The 501-nt window shown below is 66.9% G+C and carries 1 protein-coding gene; it reads right to left on the bottom strand.

Annotation, left to right across the window (positions count from 1 at the left end; all coding sequences use genetic code 11):
• A partial coding sequence (locus B3520_RS14775) for a toprim domain-containing protein (protein WP_286876365.1) occupies window positions 1–501 on the bottom strand: 501 nt, incomplete at both ends.

Below are 501 nucleotides of genomic sequence, written 5' to 3'. Positions count from 1 at the left end.
GTGCACCAGCTCCATCAGGGTGTCCCGGTTCAGGCCGGTCCGCTGCGCGAGGCGGTCGAACATCAGTTCCCGGAAGACGCCCCGGGGCAGTTGGTGGAGCAGGGGAGCGGCGCGCTTGCTGAGCAGCGCCCGGCCCTCAAGGCTGCGCGGATTAAGGTCGGCGCTGAGCGCATCGAACAGGTAATCTTCCAGCGGGACCGCCATGTCCACCATGTTGCTGAATTTTTCAGCGCCGATCTGGCGCACCAGGGTGTCCGGGTCCTCGCCTTCGGGCAGGAACAGGAATTTCACCTGTCGGCCGTCTTCCATCACCGGCAGGGCGGCGGCCAGGGCGCGCTCGGCGGCGCTGCGCCCGGCCTTGTCGCCGTCAAAGCAGAACACCACTTCCCGGGTGTGTTTGAATGCCAGTGCCAGGTGGTCCTCGCCGCAGGCGGTACCCAGGGTGGCGACACCGTAGCGGATGCCGAACTGGGCCAGGGCCACCACGTCCATATAGCCTTC

Origin of the sequence: Marinimicrobium sp. UBA4509 (assembly GCF_002388575.1) — a bacterium.
Classification (GTDB): domain Bacteria; phylum Pseudomonadota; class Gammaproteobacteria; order Pseudomonadales; family Cellvibrionaceae; genus Marinimicrobium; species Marinimicrobium koreense.
Note: the sequence above shows the minus strand (reverse complement) of the source record. Positions and strands in the feature narration are given on the sequence as shown.